The sequence below is a fragment of the Paraburkholderia sp. BR10936 genome, from assembly GCF_040965735.1.
Classification (GTDB): Bacteria; Pseudomonadota; Gammaproteobacteria; order Burkholderiales; family Burkholderiaceae; genus Paraburkholderia; species Paraburkholderia nodosa_A.
The window spans coordinates 12,194-31,453 of the sequence record NZ_JBFRCM010000035.1 but is presented as its reverse complement, the minus strand read 5'-3'; the positions used below and the strand labels follow the sequence as shown (position 1 = coordinate 31,453).

The window sequence follows — 19,260 nt, the reverse complement described above, 5'->3', positions numbered from 1 at the left end:
CCCTGCATCGGTGTCGAATGATGATCGCGAAGAAAGGAGGGGCGGCGGCAACGTGCCGCCGCCATGCTGGGCGGTTACGCCGTCGCTGCGGCGCGCAGGCGATGGACGAGCTGGTTGTCCTTGCCCTGGACCAGCGGCGTGAGCGTGAAGTTGAACTCGATGTCCTTGTACGTGTCGGCTTTCAGGCCGAGCGCGGTGCCACCGGTCTTTTCGGCCACATGCGGAATCAGCTCTTCACGCGTCGCGTAGGCGAAGTCGTCCCAAATGAGCGGGTCGCCTTCGATATTGAATTGCGTGGTGAGCTTGCGGCTGTTATCCGCCGTCACGAAGAAGTGAACGTGCGCCGGGCGGTTGCCGTGGCGGCCGAGGCCGTCCAGCAGACGCTGGGTCGAACCCTGCGGCGGGCAACCGTAACCCACCGGCATCAGCGTGCGGAATTCGTACTTGCCGTCCGCGCCGGTCTTCACCGCGCCGCGCAGGTTGAAGTCGTCCTGTGCGCCGGTCGGGTCGAAGTGCGAGTAGAAGCCCTTCGAATTGGCGTGCCAGCATTCGACCAGGGCGCCGGCGAGCGGCTTGCCGTCGAGGCCGGTGACCGTGCCGTGAATGACGAGCGGGCCGGCATCGGCGTCGGCGTTCAGGTCGATGCGCGAAACGCTCTCGCGCACCGGCGCGCCTGCCACATACAGCGGCCCTTCGATCGTGCGCGGCGTGCCGCCTTCGAGACCCACCGCCTTGTCTGCGGCGTCCATGCGGATGTCGAGGTACTTCTCGAGGCCGAGTCCGGCGGCGAGCAGCGCCGCTTCGCCGTCCTGGCCGAGCTTGTTCAGATAGTTCACACCGGCCCAGACTTCATCGGGCGTGATGTCGAGATCGTCGATGGCCTTGAACAGGTCGCCCAGCAGCCGATAAACGACCTGCTGGAAACGCGCGTTGCCGCTGCTGCCGTTGAGATTCGCAGCGGCCTTCAGCAGGTCCTGCACTTCCTTCGTGTCGAATACTTTTGCGCTCATGGTCTTTGTCTCCTGGTGCTTGCTGGTATTGAGGGGGAATCAGCTCAAGCGTCGTTGGCCCTGACGGAGGACGGATGGCGACACAACGGCGTGACCGTTATCTTCATGTACGGGAAAAGCGGCAAGGCGGTGAGAATGTCGTGCAGCTCTGCATTACTCTCTACGTCGAAGATGCTGTAGTTCGCGTACTCGCCCACCAGTCGCCAGATATGGCGCCACTTGCCGCTGCGCTGCAGCTCCTGTGAGTACTCTTTTTCGCGCGCCTTGATTTCGTTGGCGACATTGGCCGGCATGTCGGCCGGGATGTTCACATCCATACGTACGTGGAAAAGCATCGTCTTGTCCGTTCGTCAGGTGTCCGGATTACTTCGTGACTTTCATCAGGCCTTCGCGGGTGAAGCGCTTGACCTTCGCTTCATCCAGTTCGATGCCCAGTCCCGGGCCGTTCGGCACGGTCAGCTCGAAGTTGCTGTAGTCCAGCGGGGTCGTCAGAATTTCTTCGGTGATCAGCAAGGGGCCGAACAGTTCGGTGCCCCACTGCAGGTTGGCGAAGCTTGCGAACAGGTGCGCCGACGCCACCGTGCTGAACGCGCCTTCGAGCATCGTGCCGCCGTACAGCTCGATACCCGCGGCGTCCGCAATCGTGGCCACGCGCTGCGCCGCGAACAGCCCGCCGCTCTGTTCGATCTTGATGGCGAACACATCGGCGCCCTCGTTCTTCGCGATCTCGAACGCGCTTTCCGGTCCCTGCAGGATTTCGTCGGCCATCAATGCCACCGGGAAGCGGCGCATGAGGCGCGCCAGCGCCGCGGGCGAAGCCACCGGCTGCTCGACCAGTTCGCAGCCGGCGTCCGCCAGCGCCGGAATCGCCCAGGCCGCCTGCGTCTCGCTCCAGGCCATGTTGACGTCCACGCGCACAGCGGCACGATCGCCCACCGCCTTCTTGATGTCGGCCACGTGCTTGATGTCGGTCTTGAGGTCTTTCGCGCCGATCTTCAGCTTGAAGATCTTGTGACGGCGCACTTCGAGCATCGCTTCGGCTTCGGCGATGTCTTTGGCGGTATCGCCCGAAGCGAGCGTCCATGCCACCGGCAAGCGTTCGCGGCGGCGGCCGCCCAGCAGTTCGCTCACCGGCACGCCGAGGCGCTTGCCCTGCGCGTCGAGCAGCGCCGTTTCCAGCGCGCACTTGGCGAAGTGATTGACCTTCACGAGCTTGCCCAGATGCGCCATGAGCGCCTGGATTCGCGTGGCGTCCTGGCCGATCATCGCCGGGGCGAAGTAGGCGTCGATCGCCAGCTTCATCGCTTCCGGGCTTTCCGGACTGTAGGCCATGCCGGCAATCGTCGTACCTTCACCGATGCCGGTTACGCCATCGCTGCAATACACCTTCACCAGCATCAGGGTTTGCCCGTACATCGTGGCGACGGACAGCTTGTGAGGGCGAATCGTCGGCAGATCGACGAGGCGGGTTTCGATACGTTCGATCGTGGCGGAAGTCATCTCGAAGGCTGCGTAAGTGAAGAAGGTATGGTGGATTTATACATGCCGCGCCTGAGCCTGATCCAATACTATTTGCGTCCAATTCCATACCTTTATAATATGGAAACCCCGCAATCGCCCATTAGCAGGCCAATATTGCGGCGCATCATATTTTCAGAGTATTGATAATTTGATGGCGTCATTTGGGAAGGAACCATGGATCTCCGCCAGCTTCGTTACTTCGTTGCCGTCGTGCGCGAGCGCAATTTCACGCGCGCCGCGGAACAGCTTTGCATCGCTCAACCGCCGCTGAGCCGGCAGATTCAGTTGCTCGAACAAGAGATCGGCGTGCCCCTTCTGATTCGCAATACGCGACCGGTGCGCACGACCGATGCGGGACGTCTCGTCTACGAGCAGGCCATGCAGATTCTTGGGCGCGTCGAACAACTGCAGGCGACCGCCAAACACGTGGGACTGCATCACCGCACCGTCCTGTCGATCGGCTTCGTCGCCTCCGTTCTGTATTCGGGACTGCCGCCGTTGATGCGCAAGCTGCGCCAGAATGCGCCGGAACTCGACATCCAGATGGTCGAACTGATGTCGGTGCAACAGATCGAGGCGTTGAAGGAAGGCCGTATCGACATCGGCTTCGGACGCGTGCGCCACAGCGACCCCAACGTGGCCGGCATCGTCCTGCGCGAAGAGCCGCTGGCGGTGGTGGTGCCGATCGGCAGCGAGATGGCGCAGGAATCCACACCCATCCCCATCGAGCAACTGGCCGGGCAGAAACTGATTGTTTATCCCAAGGAGCCGCGCCCCAGCTTTGCCGATCAGGTATTGAACGTGTTGCACGGCGACGGCGTGCAACCGGGTGAAGTGCTGGAAGTGCGGGAAATCCAGACGGCGCTGGGGCTCGTCGCGGCCGAGTTCGGCGTATGCGTGATCCCCGCATCAGCGCGGCAGTTGCGGCAGGACGTGCACTACCGGCTGATAGACAGCGACCACGCGACCTCGCCAATCATCCTGAATCACCGCGTGAACGACAATTCAGTCTACGTCGATCTCGTGAAGCAACTGGTCAAGGAAATGTACGCCGAGCCTCAAACGTGGCTGCCTTCGAAGAAGCAAAAGTCGTGAAGCGATGTGCCGTCTAGGCCTGTTCGTTCAGGAATTCGGGTACGGCGACGCACACCGTCACTGCGCAGCCAGTCGCTCCGCCGAAAAACGCAAGCCGTCGAAGAGTCGCTCGGCTACCCGCTCGGGAAAGCCTTCGGGTAGTGCCGCCGCGACTTCCTCTATCGCAGCGGGCGTACGCGCCAGCACGCGCTCGATCAGCGGGCCCGCATCCGGCCCGTAGTGGCACAGCCGCGCGGTGGCGTCGAAATGTGTGCGCTTCACGTCGCGCATGCGATAGTGGCTCGCCTTGCCCCACACCGCCATGGCGAGCGACGCCTTGTGCCACGACCATTGATTGCCGCCGTCGCCCTCGACGGGCCAGATCGACATGACGTCATAGAGCGGCGCGAGCTGAAAGCGCCCTGCCGGCAGCAGGCGGATGCTGAAATTTTTCGCGTGGCCGTCCGGCGCCGCGAGCATCCAGAAGACGATTTGCGCAGTGAGAAACGTTTCGATGTCTTCCCGTGCCTGCAGCGACTGGCGCAGGAGACCCGCAATTTCACGCACGCCGGGGCCGCCATGCGCTTCGTACTTGCGATGCGGCGGCACGCCGAGCGCCTGGCAGAAGTCCTCCTGCGGCAGGCGCAGCAAGCCACCGGCGCGCGAGCGCGTACGATCGAAGCGCTCCACGCTGAGCACCTTCTGCGCGCCAAAGCGGAGTATCTGCGCTTGCGAAGCAGGCAACCCATAGGCCCTCAGCAATGCCAGGCAAAGCCATTCGTTTTCGACCGAGGTATTGAAGTCCACCTTGCGATGGCCGATCAGCCCGAGTGGCAGCTTGAGAATATGCGTGGTGGGCGTGGCGCCGCGCGGCAGCAGCCATTTGCCGCGGTGGCGCAGGAGCGCGGTCTTCTCCTGCGCGCCCGCTAGCGAAATGCGCAGATCGTCAGTCTCGCGCGCGCCACCGGGCAGCGCGCCGGCCGTTTCGAGCAGCAGGCGCTCGATGACGGCATCGCTCAGCGCGGTGCCTTCGACGCGGTCGACGCGCCCCGGCGTTTCGTCCTCGCCCAGCAGTTGCACCGCGCCCACGCAATCGCGCCCGATGGCCTTGAGCAGGTCGAAGGCCTCGAGCGTATCGGTGCGAAAGCGCGTGGCGATGCGGCGGCGGATGGGCTCGCTGTCGGGCAGGAGATTGTCGAAATAGTGCTGCACGCGCTCACCGCGCAACGGCACGTCGCCGATGCCGAACGGCAGCGAGAGCGAAAGCGGCCGGCCCACGGCCGAGCGCTTCCAGGCGTCGTCATAACGCAGCTCGGTGTCGCCGGCGGACGTCATGACCCACGTGCCCACACGCTCGCCGTTGGCCCAGATCGATAGCGCGCGCGAATGCGATTTGCGGCCCATGCTCACCACTCCGGCGCGCCGGCCGCCGCCTCGCGCGATTGCACGCAGAATTCCAGCCCGTAGAGCGCGAAAAGCGCGAGCATCTGCTCGAGCGAGAGGCTGGCGGCACCCGTGGTTTCGAGCGCGGAAAGACGCGGCTGGCCGATGCCGAGATGCGCCGCGGCCTGCGCCTGGGTCATGCCGCGCGCCTTGCGGGCCGATTGCAGAATCTCGCCAAGCCCGCCTGGCGTCTGGACGATGATCTTCATGGCATATTCCTGTGAGGCATAAACCGATTATATGCCTGTGGGGAATATTTCGCCAATATCATTCACACGAATAAAACGGACATATCGCTCCCACGAATAATCGTCCGGCAAGGCTCCAGGAACCGGCCCCGGTTGCCGCGCACGGCGATGCTCACGCGCGAGCGGCCTGCTGCGCCCGCTCATGCGCACGCACGTCGAACGCGCCGCCCGTCAGAGCCTGGTCGCGCAGCGTCACCGGTTTCTTGCCCGGTAGCAGCGGGAACACCAGTTCGGCGAAGCGAATCGCCTCTTCGAGGTGAGGATAGCCGGAGAGCACGAAACTGTCCGCGCCGGCATCCACGTATTCCTTGAGGCGCGCCGCCACGGTTTGCGGATCGCCCACGAGCGCCGTGCCCGCGCCGCCGCGCACGAGGCCCACGCCGGCCCACAGGTTCGGGCTGATCTCGAGCTTGTCGCGACTGCCGCCGTGCAGCTCGGCCATGCGGCGCTGGCCCACCGAATCCATGCTCGCGTAGTTTTCCTGGGCGCGGCGGATATCGTCGTCGTCGAGCTTGCTGATGAGGCGCTCAGCAGCGGCCCACGCTTCGTCGTTGGTCTCGCGCACGATCACGTGCAAGCGCACGCCGAGCTTGAGCGTGCGTCCATGGCGTGCCGCCCGGGCGCGGATATCGGCGAACTTCTGCGCGACGGCCTCGGGCGGCTCGCCCCACGTGAGATAGGCGTCCACGTGCTTTGCCGCCAGTTCGTGCGCCGCCGGCGAGGAGCCGCCGAAATACAGCGGCGGATGCGGCGTCTGGACCGGTGCGTGAAAGTTCTGCGCGCCCTGCACGCGCAAATGCTTGCCCTCGAAGTTCACCGTCTCGCCGCGCAGCAGGTCGCGCCAGATCGTCAGGAATTCGTCGGCGGCTTCATAGCGCTCGTCGTGCGCGAGGAACACGCCGTCGGCCGCGAGTTCGGTGGCGTCGCCGCCCGGCACGACGTTGAGCAGCAAACGGCCGTTCAACGCCTGGTCGAGCGTGGCCGCCTGGCGCGCCGAAGCGGTGGGACCGCCGAGCGACGTGCGCAGCGCGACGAGCAGCTTGATGCGCTGCGTGACGGGCGCGAGGCTCGCCGCCGTCACCCACGGGTCGAGGCAGCTGCTGCCGGTGGGAATGAGGAGACCGTCGTAGCCGAGCTCTTCGGCGGTCACGGCGATCTGGCGCATATAGGCGTTGGTCGGCGCGCGGCCGAAATCGGATTTGCCGAGGTAGCGGGTGTCGCCGGAAGTCGGCAAGAACCAGAAGATATCGAGGCTCATCAGTGATCCTGCTGCGGGTAAATGAAGGCGCGGGTGAAGACTGGAAGCACGATGGCGCGCGGCGCAATCGCGTGACTATCGCCGCCCGTGCGTCGAACTCTGTCGCGCCCTCATTGAAACAGCCTGCAGCGTTTTCCCCTACCAGTTAATCTGCAATTGCATATGATGTATTCGGCTAAACGTCCGCATTTCCAACCCCTTTCGCGAGGAACCCAGCCATGGACACACGGACCGTCAAAATTCCCGGCCCCGATCATCCGATCACGGTCGAACCGGCGCGCACACACGTGGTGGTGACAGCAGGCGGCCGCGTGATCGCCGACACGCGCCGCGCGCTCACGCTGAGCGAGGCGAGCTATCCGGCCGTGTTCTACATACCGCGCGAGGACGCCGACATGTCGCTGCTCTCACGCACGGAACACAAGAGCTGGTGCCCGTACAAGGGCGAGGCTTCGTACTACTCGATCACGCCAGGCGGCGCGCGAGCCGTAAACGCGATATGGACTTACGAAACGCCGCATGAAGCGGTGTCGGCAATCAAGGACCATCTTGCGTTCTACCCGGATCGTGTCGATTCGATCGAAACGTCCGACTGAGCGCCCTGCGCCGCCTTTCGATGCGGAACGTATCGCCAGGCGACGCGACATCTGCATCGTCGATGCCCACTCGGGCCCCAAGGTGTGCCAGGATTCGGTAATTCGTGCGGCGCAGCCCGCCGCACCCCGTTCCCTTACATCCAACCGACATGCAACAAGGCACCCCGGCCACCGCGGCCAGTTTTGCCAACATGGGCGTCGATCTGCTCGACTTCTTCGACGTAACGCCCACTTCGCTGTGGCTCGAAGACTATAGCCAGCTGCGAGCGCTGTTCGACAGCTGGCGCGCACAAGGCGTGACCAGCCTGCGCCAGTTCCTCGAAGACGATCCGCGCCGCGTGGCCGAATGCTCGGCCTGCATTCGCGTGCTCAAGGTCAACCGCCATACGCTCGATCTTTACGGTGCGCGCGACTATGAAGAACTTGCCGCGCATCTTCCGCAGGTGCTGCGCGACGACATGTTCCAGGCACACGTCGGCGAGCTCGAGCAGATGTGGGCCGGGCACAGCACGTTCGAGAGCAAGAGCGTGAACTACACGCTGCGCGGCCGGCGCATGGACATCCTGTTGCGCGGCGTGATTCTGCCGGGCCACGAAGCCGACTGGAGCCGCGTGCTCGTGGCGATCGAAGATGTCTCGGCGCTCGAAGAAGCGCGCCATCGGGCGACGGTGAGCGAGCAATACGCGCTCGGCGTTTTCGAACACTCGCCGGTATCGCTGTGGGTCGAAAACTTCTCTGCCATTCGCGAGCTGCTCAACGAGGTCCGTGAGCAGGGCATCGTCGACTTTCGTACCTTTACCGACGTGCACCCCGAATTTGTCGAGCGCTGCATGAGCGAAATCCAGGTGCTCGACGTCAATCACTACACGCTGGGCATGTTTCGCGCACCGGACAAAGCCACGCTGCTCGCGCGCCTGCCCGAGGTGTTCCGCGACGAAATGCGCCCGCACTTTCGCGAGCAGCTGCTCGATCTCTGGGAAGGCCGCCTCTTTCAGCAGCGAGAGGTGGTGAACTACGCGCTCGACGGCAGCGAGGTCAACGTACACCTGCAGTTTTCCGTGTTCCCAGGCCACGAAGCGCAGTGGGACCTCGTGCTGCTCGCGCTCACCGACATCACGGCGCGCAAGAAAGCCGAGGCCTACCTCGAATTCCTCGGCAAGCACGACGTGCTCACGAAGCTCAAGAACCGCTCGTTCTATGTGGACGAACTCAACCGACTGCATCGCAAAGGGCCGTTCCCGGTGAGCGCGATCGTCGTCGATATGGACAATCTGAAGACGGTAAACGACCAGCTCGGCCACGCGGCCGGCGACGCGTTGCTGCGCCGCGCCGGTGAAGTGCTCGCGAAAGCGATCCAGAAGCCCTGGCAGGCTGCGCGCATTGGCGGCGACGAATTCGCCGTACTGATGCCTGGCGCCGATCTGCGCGATGCGGAAACCGTGGTGGACAGCATCAACAAACTGGTGGAGTTGAACAACCAGTTCTACGGCGGACCGAAGCTGAGCTTTTCAATGGGCTTTGCCAGCTGCGAGGAAGGCGAAAGCGTGGAAGCGATGCTGCGTGAAGCAGACGCGGCGATGTACGAGGCCAAGCGCCGCCGCAACGAAACGAGCCGCACGTCGCTGGAAACCGACGCGGCGCGTGATGCCTGAAGCCCGAGGCGCGCAAAAAGCTTCGGATACCGTAAGAAAAGCGGGGAAGAAAAAGCGGCCGGCATGTGAGCATGCCGGCTTGCCGAAGGCCTTGCGCCCTCGTTTCACACACTCAGGCTAGCGGCGCGACGCCACCGGCCTGAGTGCGGGCTACCATGCTGGCGTGATGCTGCACGCGCGCCAGCAAGCGAGCCAGCCGCGCGCGTCCGCCATGACGGCGACCTGGCATCACGACGCGTTGACGGCGTCCTTGAATGCCTTGCCAGCGGTGAACTTCACCGTCTTGGCCGCGGCAATCTGGATCTCCGCGCCCGTGGCAGGGTTGCGGCCCACGCGGGCGGCACGCTGGCCAGTCGAGAACGAGCCGAAGCCGACGAGTTGCACGGAGTCACCCGAGGTGACCGCACGCGTGACGACGTCAAGGATCGCGTCGATAGCTGCGCCCGTCGCTGCCTTGGTCTCGCCCGTGCTAGCGGCGACTGCGTCAATGAGTTCCTGTTTGTTCATCTGCTACCTGTGTTGAGTTGAGAAAACCTGCATACCCTACCTCACGCGGGCGAAACAGGCAAATCGCGTTGCATATGGAAACGCGCCGATCGCCCGCCCGGCACGTGTTTTGCCTCCCACGCGCATGACGGCGAAAGCCGAATCAATAGCACAACACGGAGTCAGTGTGTAGACAAAAACACGTTAAAAATTGGCAAAAATGCGCAAAAACGACATTGCGGCGGTTTAAAACGGGTTTATACAGGAATGGTTCGTGCAGATGGCCGCTGACGCATAGCGAAAACCGGGAATATTTCCGGTTGTGACCGAGCCAGAAAAAAAATGCGCCGCCAGCCTGCTGTCACCCTCCGGAAGCATCGCTCGGGCGGCGTCTGGCGAGCCAGGCGGACTGGGTCGACCGGGGCGAATGCATCAGCCGTCCTCCAGAATGCGGATCGCGGCGGCCCGAATCGCATCCTGTCTTTCAGTTGCGCAACGTAAGGCAGCGTGAACGCCTTTCGACTTTGGTGGCGTCTGCACCAAAGGAAATCTCGCTATCCATGGCTGTATTGATCAGTGATGCTGATTACCTGTAGACTCGCCGCCTTCGATCGCGACAGCCGGGCTCAGGTGAAAACCCAAAGCACGCGCGCGGGCACATCGGCGAGATTGGCGTAGCGAAAGCGGCAACGCGCCGGCAACTGGAAGCTGTCGTTGGCCCGCAGCGTCACGGGTTCTTCGCTGTCCTCCAGCCAGATCGTCAGCTCACCTTCGAGCACGAAGCCGCCCTGCTCGTCGCTGTCGTCCACGGGGCGCTCGCCACTCGTCGCGCCGGGATCGAGCCGGCTCTCCAGCATCGAAAAACCCGACGACATGCTGGGCGAAACGAGCACGTCCGTGATGCCGCCGCCATAGTAGAGCGTGCGCCGCTCGCCTGGCCGCGTGACCCACGGCAGCTCGCGCGGCATGCTCACGCTATAGAAGTACGTGGTGGGCGTCTGCAGCGCCTCGCCGATGGACGTGAGATCCGCCACCGTGGGCCGCGAAAGCCCCCGCTCGACCTGCGAAAGAAAGCCCACCGAGCGGCCGATCTTTTGTGCGAGTTCGGCGAGCGTCACCTTCTTGTGCTTGCGCAGATCGCGAATGAGGATCGCGAGGCCTTCGATTTCGTCCTGCTGGTCCATGCGGTTCTCTCTGTCACACGACGTCGCGCAGGCGATACCACAGCTTGCCGAGCGCCTCGAGCGGCGCGGCGAAGCGCTCGCCGCCCGGAAAGCGCGGATTATGAATGCGCTCATAGAGCGAGAGCAAGTGCGGTTCGCCGAGGATGGCGTCGGCAACGGCGCGCGCCGCCGCGAGCGTAGGCAGAATGCCGTGCCCGGAAAAGCCCTGCAGCCAGTAGCGATCGCGTTCGCGACCGACGTCGGGCGTGCGGCGGATGCTGATGTCGATATGGCCGCCCCACGCGTACTCGAATTCGATGCCGCGCAGCTGCGGAAACGCGCGCTCGAGACTCGGGCGGATCGCGGCGCCGATGTCCTTCGGGATGCCGCCAAGATACGTGCATGCGCCGCCAAAGAGCAGGCGATCGTCCGGGCTCAGGCGAAAGTAGTCAGGCACGAACTGATTGTCGATCACGCAACTGTTGCGCGGCAAAAGCGAGCGGGCAAGCGCAGGGTCGAGCCTGCGCGTGGCGATCTGCCAGGTGCCCACAGGCAGCACGCGGCTTGCCAGATCGCTATCGAGCCGGTCGATGTAGGCGTTGCAGGCGAGCACCAGCGTGCCGGCGCGCACCGTGCCTTCCCGCGTGCTCGCCACGTAGCCGCCCGGCGTTTCGCGATACGCGAGCACCCGGCTTTGCTCGAAGATGGCGCCGCCCGCGCGCTCTATGGCGTCGGCGAGGCCGAGCGCCAGCTTGAGCGGATCGAGATGCCCCGCCTCGGGATCGTAGAGCGCCGCGCGATAACGGCGACTGCCGATCCACTCCGACATCTCCGGCTCGCCAATGAGTCGCAGGCGTTCGTAGCCCCACTTGTGCGCGGCCTCGTCGCGCGCGGCTTCGAGCATGGCGACACGCGAGCGCCGCACCGCCGCCCACAGGCTGCCTGGCCGGTAGTCGATGTCGAAGCCGTGCCGCCCGGGCAATTCGCGCACTTCGGCGGCGGCCCAGCGCATGCTGTCCCACAGCTCCCGCGCCCCCGCCAGACCCAGCGCCTGCACGAACGGCGGCATATCGCACGACCAGCCGAGCAGCGCTTGCCCGCCATTGCGGCCAGAGGCGGCCCAAGCCACGCGGCTCGCCTCGACGACCGCGACGCGGCGCCCGGCCAGCGCAAGCCGCAACGCCGTGTGCAAGCCGCTGAAGCCTGCCCCTACGACCAGCACGTCGGCGTGGTAATCGCCCGCCAGTGCGGGGCGCTCGGGCAGCGCGCCGCTCTCGGCAAAGCGACGTGCGTAATAGCTTTCAATATGACGGGTCGATTCGGCGAACATGGCACGTCCGTGAAATTTTTCATGTTAAATTTCATGAAAAACTAACACGACAATTTCACGCACGCAAATCGGCGTATTCCCGGTGGCGACGCTCCCCGGAACCGGCTTACCCGAAATCAACATTTATGCCCATCGTTAAAAGCCCGGCTCACGGCGCGCGAGGAACGCATTGGCGCCCCATTGCAACGCACCGCACAGCAGCAGATACACGAACCCGACGAACAGGAAGATTTGCGCCGGGTACACCAGTAGACGGTTATTGAGCTGATTGGCGAGGAAGGTGAATTCGGGCACGCCGACGATATAGGCGAGCGACGTATCCTTGATCAGCGACACCCACTGATTGACGAACGACGGCATCATCACCCGCACGGCTTGCGGCAGGATGACTTCGCGCAATGCCTGCCAGCGCGTCAAGCCAAGCGAAAGCGCTGCCTGCCGCTGCCCCGCGCCGATCGACGTGATGCCCGCATAAACCGAATGCGACAGATACGCGCCGCCGATCAGCGCGAGCGCGCACACGACCGTCGCAAGACCAGGAACGTCGACGTGCAGCAGGATCGGCATCAGGAAGAAGGTCCAGAAGATCAGCATCAACACGGGTATCGCGCGAAAGAATGCGACCACGGCGGTCAGCACGAGACGGACGACGCCGCGCGTCATGGCGAGCGCAACGCCGAGCGCGAATCCGGTCAGCGCTGCGAGCAGAGCCGACACCACCGAGAGCGCGATCGTCAGCGCAACGCCTCCCAGCGGTCCCGCCGGAAACGCGCCGATCATCAAATAGCGCAAAGCCGGTAACCACGCGAACTCGTTCACGCACGGCCTCGCTGCAAACCGTGCAGGCCGGCACGCTGCCAGAGCACCAGCGCGACTTCGATAACTGCGATGGCGAGCACATAGAATACGGTCGCTGTGCCGAATGCCTGAAAGGTCCTGAAGCTTTCGGTATCGACCTGCCGCGACATGTATGACAGCTCGCCCACCCCTATCGCCATCGTCAGCGACGAATTTTTGATCACGTTCATGTATTGGCCAGCGAGCGGCGGCGTGGCAATGCGCAACGCCTGTGGCAGGATCACGTAGCGCAGGATCGCGTAGCGGCGCATGCCAAGCGCCGCAGCCGCCTGCCACTGTGCGCGGTTCACGCCGCGCATGCCGGCCAGAAACTCTTCGCCGATGAACGCCGTGGTGTAGCAGGTCAATCCAACCCAGCCGGCGAACAGTTCGAAACTCGGCCAGCGCAGCGTAAGCGGCCCAAACGTCGCCAGGTGCGGCGTGTTAAGCCAGCTCATCCAGCCGGACGGCAGCACGGCCGCGACACCGAAATACCAGAACAGCAATTGAACGAGCAGAGGAGAATTGCGGAAGACGAACACGTAGAGCGCCGCCGCGCGCGCAATCGCGCGAGTGCGGGCCGTGCGCGCAACCGCGAGCAGAAAGCCCAGCGGCGTCGCGCACGACGCCGTGCAGGCAGAGAGCATCAGCGTGACGAAGAAACCTTGTTCGAGCCACGCGAGATACTTCGGGTCAAGCCAGTTATGCATGAATCAGGCGCCGCGCTCAGCTGTTCTTTTGCGGGTCGCCGATCTTGAAGAGACGGGGCAGCGGCGCCGCACTCTTCGGGCCGAACCACTTGTCGTAAATCTGCGCGGCCTCGCCGTCGCTCTCCAGGTGAGTCAGCGTGCTGTTCACCGCATCGAGCAGACGCGTCTCGCCTTTGGGTACGCCAACGCCTTCGTAGTCGTTCGAGATCGTGAACGGGGAAATCTCATAGCCCGCCTTGTCCGGCGCGCGTGCCAGCAGCGCGACGAGCTTCGGGCCGTCCTGCGTGATGGCTTGCACGTTGCCCGTACGCAGTGCGGCAAAAGCGAAAGGTGTGTCATCGTACGCGACGATGGTTGCACCCGGGAATTTCGCCCGCACCTGCTGTTCGTTGGTCGTGCCTTTATCCGCGCCGATACGCAGACTGTTGAGCTGTTCCGAAGACTTCAGCACGCCCTTCTTCGCAATGAACTGGGTGCCCGAAGCGAAGTATGGCGTGCTGAAATCGACTTCCTTCCTGCGATCGTCGGTAATCGTAAAGTTGGCGAATACCAGATCGACCTTTCCCGACTTCAGAAACGCAATGCGATTGGCGGGATTGGTGGGCTGAACTTCGAGCTTCACACCCAGGTTTTTTGCGACGGCGCGCGCATAGTCCACGTCGAGCCCAACGATCTGATTGTCTTTCGGATCGACGAAACCGAACGGCGGATTGCTGTCGAATGCAGCGACGCGCAACACGCCCGCCCGCTTGATGTCGTCCAGACGATCCGCATGCGCGGAAGTCGATGCCACGACCAGAAGTGCCGTCAACAGTGCGCCTGGCACCGCGCCCCAGATGCTGCTTTTCATTATCGGTTTTCCTTCTTTTCTCGTTGAGGTACGCAGCCTATCCGCATGACGGGTGCGAACGAACCAAGTTTTTTTCAGATCGAAAGCGCTGCTGGCGATATGGCCAACGGCACGCTGCAACTGTCGCTTATGCCTCGCTATAAGCGCCGAGATACAGCGATCCGATGGCCATACCCGCACCACCTGCCGCAAGTAATGTTGACGCATGCTTCCTTGCATGCGGCCTCGCACTGCAACTCTTGCCGGGAAAATCCATTCGATGCGGTAATGTCGACTATCGCCAATGCCGCCGACATGCATTTATTTCGCGCGCGAAAATTGAATGCGAATAGGTTCCCAGGTTCTTACAACTTAATGGGGTTATCACCCTTGACCTGGGTACATCGGCTGCTTAGCATCAACGTGGGACTTTGCATTGAGCTTTTTCATCGGCGGGTCGATGAGTCAGTTTCGGTCCTCAGCAAGGCTCGCTGCAAAGCCCGGTTTGTCTGCATTTGGGGGACTTTTATGTCTTACCGCCGCTGGACGTCTCCTGCCGAGACCGCAGAATGGATCATCCTCGTCGGCGCGGCTTTCGCAGTGCTGGGCGGGTGGATACCCTGGATGGGCCACGCGCCTTATTACTTCGTCGCCGGCGTTGCACTGATCGGCGCTGGCATCCTCATGCTATGGAACCGCTCGGCGGGACTGTGGTGGTATTTCGGCATGTTCGTCGCCGCCCTGGGCTGGTCGATCTTCAAGGTTGGGCTGGATGGCTGGAGCCTGCTGCCGCGACTCTTCGTGCTCGCCCTGATCGGCATCGGGATAAGCCTCGTCATTATCACCGGCAGTTCGGCAGTCGGCCGGCCGCTACGCGTGGCGGCAATCATCACGGCTGTCTTCTACCTCGTCGCAATCGCCAGCATGCTCTGGTCCGCCATCGCCTGACCGGGACCGAGCGACTACCCACAATCAAATCTTGCGGGCTCGGTAGTCGCCCGCGTTCGTCGTCGGTCGGATCTCCACCTGGTTGATCATTCAACCGACTAATCGAGCGGCAACTCATGCCGAAGGCCAGGCGAATTCATGCGATGGTGCGGTGCGTTTTACCGCACTTCCACATTCCTCTTACCGCGATTGCACCACGCATTAGTCGTCCGCCGCCAATTTCAAGCAATCGGAATACTTTCCCGCGCTGCGCGAGTTATTTCGATGGATCATATGGATATGCCTCCGATGATCATACGTATCTCTCGTTCGGAGTCCATAGCGATAAGGAAAATGTGAGATTGGCGCTCCACTGAATCGGACTACCGGGACAACATGATGCGAAACTCACCGACCGAGACTGCTTTCCTTCCCGACGTCACCGCCCGCGCGAACACGGGTAGTCTTCGCCACGAGATCCGCGTATGCAGCACCCACGCGGACTTCCTGAAACTGCGCTCTTCCTGGGAGGCCGTCTGCACGACGTGTCCGGCGACACTCGAGTTTGCCTATTGCGAACTTGCAGCCGCCAAGGCGTTTGCGCGCGGCGCGGCGGTCAATGTCGCGCTCGTCTACGACGGCGCCGCGCTCGTCGCGCTCTGGCCGTTGTGCATTGCGCGCGAAGGCGCATGCCGGATCGCGCGCGCACTCGGCTGCGGAAGCAACGAGGAATATGGCGGCCCGCTCGTGTCCGATCGAGGCGACGGGCGCTTCTATGACGCCGCCGTCGATGCGTTGCGCAGCGTCGACGCCGACGTGCTGGAGATACGATTCGTCGAATGCAACGGCCCCCTTCACGAGGCGCTCTCGCGTGCGCCTCTGTCGTGGGTCTTACGCGCGCTTCCGGAACGCTGGCGCCTGCTGTCCGGGTACTCCATGGAGCTGTCCCGGTTCCCCACCTTCGACGCCTTCATCGCGACGAGGCCCGACTCGCTGCGTCGCCCATTGAGACGTCTCGCAAGGCGGCTTTCGGAGGACGGCGCGGTGGAATATGGCTGGTGCAAGGACGTCGAAGACGCCCGAACGGTCCTCACATGGCTCTTTGCGACGAAGCGCAACTGGGTGCTATCTCGCGGCCTCGACGCGCCTTATCTGATGAACGACGACGTGCGCGACTTCTTCGTCGAACTCGCCGGGCGGACCGATCTCGTTACGACTCCACTGGTCTCGTTCGTCAAACTGGACGGCATTCCCATTGCGGCATCCGTCAATCTGACCGGGCCACGCAGGCTGGAGTATTTCATCACGACCTATGACGAGGCCTATGCCGCCCGCTCCGTCGGCAACCTGCTGGTCGACAGCATGGCGCGATGGGCGCTCGCGAACGGCCGTGATTTCGACTTCCGCCCATACTTCTCGAGCTACAAGGAGCGTTGGTCGAACCATAAGAGCTGGTACGAATCGCATTTCGTCGTACTCACATGGCGTGGCAGGCTCATTGAGTTTCCTCTTGCCGCGGAGCAGGCTCGGCGCGTATTGCGCAGAGCGCGCGAGTTTGCCATCGACCCGCTGCGCGCGAAGCTGCGCGCCCTCACGTCGGCGCGCTGAACGCCGCAATCCGTGGTCAGCCGTCCTGCCGGTTCGACCAGGCCTTGACGTAAGCCGGAGCCTCGCGCTCCGGCGTTGCGGTATCGGCTACGGGCGGCAACGGTGCGAGCGTCAACGGCAGCACACCTGCCCAGACAGGCCGATCCATGTCATCCTCGTCGTCCTTCGGGCCGCCCGCGCGGACCTTCGTCACGGACTCCGCGAGCGCAATGCGCATGACCGTGGTCGCTGCCAGTTCCTTGCGATTGCCCGCTCGCACTTCATGCCTGCGGCCCGGCGCGATGTGCTCCATGAAGGCATCGAGCACGGCAGCCTTGTGCTCTTCCGTCACCACCTCGAACACACCGTAAATCACGGCGGAACGATAGTTCATCGAATGGTTGAACGCCGAGCGCGCGAGCACGAGTCCATCGAGATGCGTGACGGTCACGCAAACCTCGGCGCCCTCGGCCGCCAGGCGCAGCATGCGGCTGCCGTTCGAACCGTGAATATAGAGATGATCGCCTTCGCGCCAGCATGCGGTGGGAATGCAATGCACGCCGTGCTCGTCGCTGAAGGCGACGTGGCAGACGTAGGCTTCGTCAAGAATCGCATGCAGCGTCGCCGCATCATAGTGCGCGCGCCGCGCGATCCGGCGCACACGTGTGCGTTGCGAAGGTGCTGCGCTGTCGGCGGCAGGGTCGTTGACGGCATCGGCAAGGGACATCGTTTGGCTTCCTCGATGGTTCGGGTTGAGATGCCGCCTACGATAGACAAGCCGTGGCCCCATGGGTAGATCCAGACTTGCCTTGTGCGGTGGAGCCACGAATCTTCCCCAAGACACCTCATCGAGATTTGTCAGGAAAAAGCTGCAGGATCAAAAAATCTCCTGTACAATCCGGCCTCCTTGATTCCCCGATAGCTCAGTCGGTAGAGCGCCGGACTGTTAATCCGTAGGTCCCTGGTTCGAGCCCAGGTCGGGGAGCCAGAGATGCGGGAGTAGCTCAGTTGGTAGAGCGCAACCTTGCCAAGGTTGAGGTCGCGAGTTCGAGACTCGTCTCCCGCTCCAGCGTCCAGTCAGGCCATCCGCCTGCGATCAGCACCGCGTCCAAGCGCGCGTGCCCCTGCCTTGAGGCAGCGAAAACCGGAAGGACGCCCCTTTCCCCTCCAGCGAAGTCGCTTCGATCTGTCCGCCGTGCGCCTCGACAATCGACTTGCGGATCGACAGTCCCATCCCCATGCCCGCGTCTTTGGTGGTCGCGAGCGAGTCGATCAGATGGGTGCGCGACCTTCGCGGCACCCGATACATAGGAATACCTTCGTCGTTCAGTGCACACTGAATAGCCGCAAGCGGATTACCATAACGGCCTCGCCGCACGACGGCAACGCACGAGATTCATAGAGGGCCTTTCGATGCATCAGCGGCTGTATGAGGCCCCTGCGCTGATTTATGTCCCGTCTTTCGCTTTCGCAACTTCTGGTCCGGTACGCATTCATTGCGTTCACCCTAGCGGCATTTGCCGCGGCGTTCGCATGGACCGCGGGCTGGATACACTGGCCCGGCGCTCAGGCCGCGCTCACGCCTGACCGGCTCATCGACGTCTTCGAACGCACAGCCGGCAAGCATCCCGGATTTCGCCGCAATCATGCGAAAGGCATCTGCGTGAGCGGCTATTTCGACAGCAACGGCAACGGCACGGCGCTTTCTCGCGCGAGCGTATTCGAGCGCGGACGCACGCCGTTGATTGGCCGCTTCTCCGCGCCCGGCGGCAATCCTGCTGAAGACGACGCGGACACGACCGTGCGCAGCTTTGCGCTGCGCTTCGCGATGCGCGACGGCGAGCAATGGCGCACCGGCATGAATTCCGCGCCCGTATTCGCGGTGCGCACGCCGCAAGCGGTTTACGAACTGCAAGAGGCAATGGAGCACGACACGCTCACAGGCCGTCCCGACCCCGCGAGACTCGACGCGTTCTTTGCGAGCCACCCCGAAACTCACGCACTGCGCGACTGGCTCGCCGCGCATGCGCCGTCCTCCGCGTTCTATAACGCGAGCTATTACAGCATCGATGCGTTTCGCTTCACTGACGCAAGCGGCAACATGCGATTCGTGCGCTGGAGTGTCGTGCCCGATACGCCTTACGCGGCGCTGGACACCCGGAACTCGAATGCGAGAGACCCCGACTTTCTCGCGCACGACCTGAAAGTGCAATTGAAGTCGGCACCCGTGCGCTGGCACCTCATGCTGACGCCCGCGGGCGCGGGCGACCCGGTGGACGATGCCACCCGGACTTGGCCCGCCGAACGCGAGCAGCACCGCGTCGATGCGGGTACCATCGTCATCGAGCATGCACAGTCGCAGATCGACGGCCCCTGCCGCGACATCAATTTCGACCCAACGGTGCTGCCGGTGGGCATTGCGCCCTCGGACGACCCGCTGCTCGCCGCGCGCGCGGCCGCTTACGCGGTGTCGTTCGACCGCCGCACGAGCGAAGAAGCGCACGCCCGCGTGAAAGCCCGCTGAAGGCGGCGCAAACGCAACCCAAACGCAACCCAAACGCAACCCAAACGAAAGCATGGAATAAAGTC

Annotated in this window: 20 protein-coding genes and 2 tRNA genes; 8 read left to right on the top strand and 14 right to left on the bottom strand. The window is 63.2% G+C overall.

All coding sequences use genetic code 11. The annotated features are described in order from the left end of the window. Nucleotides 1–74 precede the first annotated feature (74 nt). From catA to AB4Y36_RS38540, 3 genes are read right to left on the bottom strand one after another with little or no spacing between them, the layout of a single operon-like run. Nucleotides 75–1,010, bottom strand: a complete 936-nt coding sequence (gene catA / locus AB4Y36_RS38550; RefSeq protein ID WP_069268897.1) for a catechol 1,2-dioxygenase — start codon at nt 1,008–1,010, stop codon at nt 75–77. Between the two features lie 44 nt (nt 1,011–1,054). Continuing rightward, entirely contained in the window at nt 1,055–1,345 is a 291-nt protein-coding gene (gene catC, locus AB4Y36_RS38545) for a muconolactone Delta-isomerase (RefSeq protein ID WP_069268896.1), read from the bottom strand. A 28-nt stretch (nt 1,346–1,373) separates the two neighbouring features. Then, nucleotides 1,374–2,510: a muconate/chloromuconate family cycloisomerase gene (locus AB4Y36_RS38540; protein WP_368685750.1), complete on the bottom strand. Its 1,137-nt coding sequence runs from the start codon at nt 2,508–2,510 to the stop codon at nt 1,374–1,376. Nucleotides 2,511–2,705: 195 nt separating this feature from the next. Between AB4Y36_RS38540 and AB4Y36_RS38535 the strand changes: the two genes are divergently transcribed. Beyond that, nucleotides 2,706–3,626, top strand: a complete 921-nt coding sequence (locus AB4Y36_RS38535) for a LysR family transcriptional regulator (protein ID WP_069268894.1) — start codon at nt 2,706–2,708, stop codon at nt 3,624–3,626. A gap of 57 nt (nt 3,627–3,683) precedes the next feature. Here the strand turns inward: AB4Y36_RS38535 and AB4Y36_RS38530 are convergent, their stop codons facing one another. The 3 genes from AB4Y36_RS38530 to ssuD form a co-directional block, all read right to left on the bottom strand. Next, nucleotides 3,684–5,009, bottom strand: coding sequence for a type II toxin-antitoxin system HipA family toxin (locus AB4Y36_RS38530; protein WP_368685749.1), 1,326 nt, complete (start codon nt 5,007–5,009; stop codon nt 3,684–3,686). 2 nt (nt 5,010–5,011) lie between these two features. Next, complete coding sequence (locus AB4Y36_RS38525; RefSeq protein ID WP_368606392.1) at nt 5,012–5,257, bottom strand: helix-turn-helix domain-containing protein; 246 nt, start codon at nt 5,255–5,257, stop codon at nt 5,012–5,014. A gap of 151 nt (nt 5,258–5,408) precedes the next feature. Further along, nucleotides 5,409–6,554 (bottom strand): FMNH2-dependent alkanesulfonate monooxygenase, encoded by a 1,146-nt coding sequence (ssuD, locus tag AB4Y36_RS38520; protein ID WP_069268891.1) that lies wholly within the window; start codon nt 6,552–6,554, stop codon nt 5,409–5,411. Between the two features lie 218 nt (nt 6,555–6,772). Between ssuD and AB4Y36_RS38515 the strand changes: the two genes are divergently transcribed. Together AB4Y36_RS38515 and AB4Y36_RS38510 are read left to right on the top strand one after the other, a co-directional pair. Further along, nucleotides 6,773–7,150, top strand: a complete 378-nt coding sequence (locus tag AB4Y36_RS38515; protein WP_368685748.1) for a DUF427 domain-containing protein — start codon at nt 6,773–6,775, stop codon at nt 7,148–7,150. A gap of 149 nt (nt 7,151–7,299) precedes the next feature. Continuing rightward, a complete protein-coding gene (locus AB4Y36_RS38510) occupies nt 7,300–8,802 on the top strand; it encodes a GGDEF domain-containing protein (RefSeq protein WP_069268889.1) in 1,503 nt (500 codons plus the stop codon). Nucleotides 8,803–9,030: 228 nt separating this feature from the next. Here AB4Y36_RS38510 and AB4Y36_RS38505 read toward each other — a convergent pair whose 3' ends face one another. From AB4Y36_RS38505 to AB4Y36_RS38480, 6 genes are all read right to left on the bottom strand, one after another. Next, nucleotides 9,031–9,309, bottom strand: coding sequence for an HU family DNA-binding protein (locus AB4Y36_RS38505; RefSeq protein ID WP_028207645.1), 279 nt, complete (start codon nt 9,307–9,309; stop codon nt 9,031–9,033). Between the two features lie 605 nt (nt 9,310–9,914). Continuing rightward, complete coding sequence (locus AB4Y36_RS38500) at nt 9,915–10,472, bottom strand: XRE family transcriptional regulator (protein WP_342947506.1); 558 nt, start codon at nt 10,470–10,472, stop codon at nt 9,915–9,917. A 13-nt stretch (nt 10,473–10,485) separates the two neighbouring features. Continuing rightward, the gene (locus tag AB4Y36_RS38495) at nt 10,486–11,781 is read right to left on the bottom strand and encodes an NAD(P)/FAD-dependent oxidoreductase (RefSeq protein ID WP_368685747.1); all 1,296 of its coding nucleotides are present in this window, start codon (nt 11,779–11,781) and stop codon (nt 10,486–10,488) included. Nucleotides 11,782–11,916: 135 nt separating this feature from the next. Beyond that, nucleotides 11,917–12,600, bottom strand: coding sequence for an amino acid ABC transporter permease (locus tag AB4Y36_RS38490; protein ID WP_368606388.1), 684 nt, complete (start codon nt 12,598–12,600; stop codon nt 11,917–11,919). Beyond that, nucleotides 12,597–13,328: an amino acid ABC transporter permease gene (locus tag AB4Y36_RS38485; RefSeq protein WP_069268885.1), complete on the bottom strand. Its 732-nt coding sequence runs from the start codon at nt 13,326–13,328 to the stop codon at nt 12,597–12,599. Before AB4Y36_RS38485 ends, AB4Y36_RS38490 begins: the two co-directional genes overlap by 4 nt. Nucleotides 13,329–13,344: 16 nt before the next feature. Then, nucleotides 13,345–14,178: an ABC transporter substrate-binding protein gene (locus tag AB4Y36_RS38480; protein ID WP_069268884.1), complete on the bottom strand. Its 834-nt coding sequence runs from the start codon at nt 14,176–14,178 to the stop codon at nt 13,345–13,347. A gap of 507 nt (nt 14,179–14,685) precedes the next feature. On the opposite strand from AB4Y36_RS38480, the gene AB4Y36_RS38475 reads away from it, so the two are divergent. Both AB4Y36_RS38475 and AB4Y36_RS38470 read left to right on the top strand, forming a co-directional pair. Next, on the top strand, nt 14,686–15,105 hold the full coding sequence (locus tag AB4Y36_RS38475; protein ID WP_342947501.1) for a hypothetical protein: 420 nt from the start codon (nt 14,686–14,688) through the stop codon (nt 15,103–15,105). A gap of 375 nt (nt 15,106–15,480) precedes the next feature. Next, on the top strand, nt 15,481–16,692 hold the full coding sequence (locus tag AB4Y36_RS38470; RefSeq protein WP_368685746.1) for a GNAT family N-acetyltransferase: 1,212 nt from the start codon (nt 15,481–15,483) through the stop codon (nt 16,690–16,692). A 16-nt stretch (nt 16,693–16,708) separates the two neighbouring features. Here the strand turns inward: AB4Y36_RS38470 and AB4Y36_RS38465 are convergent, their stop codons facing one another. Continuing rightward, nucleotides 16,709–17,398 carry a pyridoxamine 5'-phosphate oxidase family protein gene (locus AB4Y36_RS38465; RefSeq protein WP_368606385.1) on the bottom strand — a complete coding sequence of 230 codons (690 nt, stop codon included), beginning with the start codon at nt 17,396–17,398 and terminating at the stop codon, nt 16,709–16,711. Nucleotides 17,399–17,583: 185 nt separating this feature from the next. Here AB4Y36_RS38465 and AB4Y36_RS38460 point away from each other — a divergent pair. After that, a tRNA-Asn gene (locus AB4Y36_RS38460) sits at nt 17,584–17,659 on the top strand. Nucleotides 17,660–17,664: 5 nt separating this feature from the next. Then, a tRNA-Gly gene (locus AB4Y36_RS38455) sits at nt 17,665–17,740 on the top strand. Nucleotides 17,741–17,767: 27 nt separating this feature from the next. On the opposite strand, the gene AB4Y36_RS38450 is transcribed toward AB4Y36_RS38455, so the two are convergent. Beyond that, nucleotides 17,768–18,049 carry an ATP-binding protein gene (locus tag AB4Y36_RS38450; RefSeq protein WP_368685745.1) on the bottom strand — a complete coding sequence of 94 codons (282 nt, stop codon included), beginning with the start codon at nt 18,047–18,049 and terminating at the stop codon, nt 17,768–17,770. A 72-nt stretch (nt 18,050–18,121) separates the two neighbouring features. On the opposite strand from AB4Y36_RS38450, the gene AB4Y36_RS38445 reads away from it, so the two are divergent. Beyond that, the gene (locus AB4Y36_RS38445) at nt 18,122–19,195 is read left to right on the top strand and encodes a catalase family peroxidase (RefSeq protein ID WP_368606383.1); all 1,074 of its coding nucleotides are present in this window, start codon (nt 18,122–18,124) and stop codon (nt 19,193–19,195) included. Nucleotides 19,196–19,260 lie beyond the last annotated feature (65 nt).